The 2828-nt window shown below is 69.6% G+C and carries 1 protein-coding gene and 2 pseudogenes; all 3 read right to left on the minus strand.

Features of this window, described 5'->3' with window-relative positions; translation table 11 throughout:
* Window positions 1–304 (minus strand): annotated as a pseudogene (locus AC27KI_RS22185) (hypothetical protein); the annotation flags it as partial.
* Window positions 301–1479 carry a phospho-N-acetylmuramoyl-pentapeptide-transferase gene (mraY, locus tag AC27KI_RS22190; protein ID WP_284393025.1) on the minus strand — a complete coding sequence of 393 codons (1179 nt, stop codon included), beginning with the start codon at window positions 1477–1479 and terminating at the stop codon, window positions 301–303. The gene mraY and the pseudogene AC27KI_RS22185, both read right to left, overlap by 4 nt.
* Window positions 1470–2826, minus strand: a pseudogene (locus tag AC27KI_RS22195) (UDP-N-acetylmuramoyl-tripeptide--D-alanyl-D-alanine ligase). Before AC27KI_RS22195 ends, mraY begins: the two are co-directional and overlap by 10 nt.
* Between the last annotated feature and the right edge of the window lie 2 nt (window positions 2827–2828).

The raw sequence follows: 2828 nt of genomic DNA on the forward strand, positions 1-2828 counted from the left end.
CGGTCATGCCGGCGAGCGCCTGCGCCATCGCGTCGTTCGCGGGGGCGGGTGGTGCCTGCGGGGCCGGTGCGGAGGATGCGTCCTGGTCCTGCGGCGCCAGCGCCACGCTTTCGGGCATGCAGGGCACGTCGGGCGAATCGGGAGCGCCGGATGCGTCGGAGCGCGGCGGCATGGCGTCCATGCCCTGCACCGGCGCCACCCCGGACGGGGAAACCCTGGGCGCGCCCTCCCCCTCGCCGGGGCCATCGGCACCCTGCGGCAGGCCTGGCGCCTCGCCAGGAAGAAGGGGGTCGTGCGGGTTCATCGCAGTTTCAGCGTGGTCAGGCCGATGAGGCACAGCAGCATGGTGATGATCCAGAAGCGCACGACCACCTGCGTCTCCTTCCAGCCGCTTTTCTCGAAATGGTGGTGCAGCGGCGCCATCTTGAGCAGCCGCCGGCCCTGGCCGTAGCGCTTCTTGGTGTACTTGAACCAGGCGACCTGCAGCATCACCGAAAGCGCCTCGACCACGAAGATGCCGCCCATGATGGCCAGCACGATCTCCTGGCGCACGATGACGGCGATGGTGCCCAAAGCGCCGCCCAGCGCCAGCGCGCCCACGTCGCCCATGAACACCTGGGCCGGGTGGGTGTTGAACCACAGGAAGGCCAGGCCCGCGCCGGCCATGGCCGAGCAGAAGATCAGCAATTCGCCCGCGCCGGCGATGTGCGGGAACAGCAGGTACTTGGAGTACACCGTGCTGCCGGCCACGTAGGCGAACAGCCCCAGCGCCGATCCCACCATGACGACCGGCATGATCGCTAGGCCATCGAGGCCGTCGGTCAGGTTGACCGCGTTGCTCGATCCCACGATCACGAGGTAGGTCAGGATCACGAAGCCCAGCACACCCAGCGGGTAGCTCACCTCCTTGAAGAACGGCACCAGCAGCCCGGCCTGCGGCGGCAGGTCCAGCGAAAAGCCGGACTGCACCCAGGTGATGAACAGTTCGAACACGCGCGAATTGGAGTTCTCGGAAATGCTGAACACCAGGTAGAGCGCGGCCAGCAGGCCGATGACGGACTGCCAGAAATACTTCTCGCGCGAGCGCATGCCTTCCGGGTCCTTGCGCACCACCTTGCGCCAGTCGTCCACCCAGCCGATGGCGCCGAAGCCCAGGGTCACGGCCAGCACGATCCACACGAAACGGTTGGACAGGTCGAACCACAGCAGCGTGGAGATCGCGATCGAGCCCAGGATCAGCACGCCCCCCATGGTCGGCGTGCCGCTCTTGGACAGGTGCGATTCCATCGCGTAACCACGGATGGGCTGGCCGATCTTGAGCGAGGTGAGCATGCGGATCACCTTCGGCCCCGCCGCCAGCCCGATCACCAGCGCCGTGAGCGCTGCCATGACCGCACGGAACGTGAGGTACTGGAAGACGCGGAAGAACCCGAACTCCGGCGACAGGCCCTGCAGCCATTGCGACAGTATCAGCAGCATGTGGCGCCCCCGCGTGCGTTCTTCGTCGTGTCCGCACGGGCTTCCAGCACCTGCACCACCTGCTCCATCTTCATGAACCGAGATCCCTTCACCAGCACGCTGCCCACCTGGGGCAGGGCTTGCTGCACCGCTGCGAGCAGCGATGCCATGTCGTCGAAATGCCGCGCATCCGGCCCATAGGCCTGCGCGGCGTGAGTGCTGAGCGCGCCCAGCGCGAACAGCCTGCCGATGCCGCTGGCGCGCGCCTGGGCGCCCGCCTCGGCGTGGAACTGCGGCCCTTGCTCGCCCACCTCGCCCATGTCGCCCAGCACCAGCAGCTGCGGGCCGGGCAGGCCGGCCAGCACGTCGATGGCGGCGCGCATGGAGTCGGGGTTGGCGTTGTAGGTGTCGTCCACCGCCGTGACCACGCGTCCTTCCTGCGGCACGCTGAAGGCCCGCGAGCGCCCCTTGACCGGAATGAAGGCCGAGAGCCCGCGCGCCACGGCGTCGAGCGGCACACCGGCCGCCAACGCGCAGGCCGTGGCGGCCAGGGCGTTGGTCACGTTGTGCATGCCGGCAATGCGCAGCGTGGCATCGAAGCCGCCCTGCGGCGTGTCGATGCGGATGCGCCAGGCACTGCCCTCCCACCGCGCGGCGGTGCAGCGCACGTCGGCCCCGTCCGCGCCAAAGGTGATGCAGCGGCGCCCCGCAGCCAGTTGCCGCCACAGCGCGGTGTAGGCATCGCCCGCCGGGAACACGGCCACGCCCTCGGCGGGCAGGGCCGAAAGGCAGGAGCCGTTCTCTTCGGCCACGGCCTGGACCGTGTGCATGAACTCCAGGTGCTCGCGCTGCGCGTTGTTGACGAGGGCCACCGTGGGGCGGGCCAGGTCGGCCAGGTACGCGATCTCGCCCGGATGGTTCATGCCCAGCTCGATCACGGCCGCCTCGTGCGCCGCGTTGAGCCGCAGCAGCATCAGCGGCACGCCGATGTCGTTGTTGAAATTGCCTTGCGTCGCGAAGGCGGCCGAGCCCTTCCAGGCCTGCAGCACCGCCGCGATCATCTGCGTGACGGTGGTCTTGCCGTTGCTGCCGGTCACCCCGATCAGCGGCAGCCGGAACTGGGCACGCCAGCCAGCGGCCAGGGCGCCAAGCGCCGCGAGGGTATCTGGCACCTCGATGCCGGGCAGGCCGGCGGCCTCCAGGCCGCCGTGGGCCACGGCCGCAGCGGCGCCGGCCGTGCGCGCATTGGCCAGAAAGGCATTGGCGTCGTAGCGCTCGCCCTTGAGCGCCAGGAACAAATCGCCCGCCTGCCAGCGTGCGCGTGTCGGTGTGCACGCGGGACAGCGGCAGCGCGCCCTCGCCCACCAGCC

This window comes from Acidovorax sp. KPB24-03, from assembly GCF_057546605.1.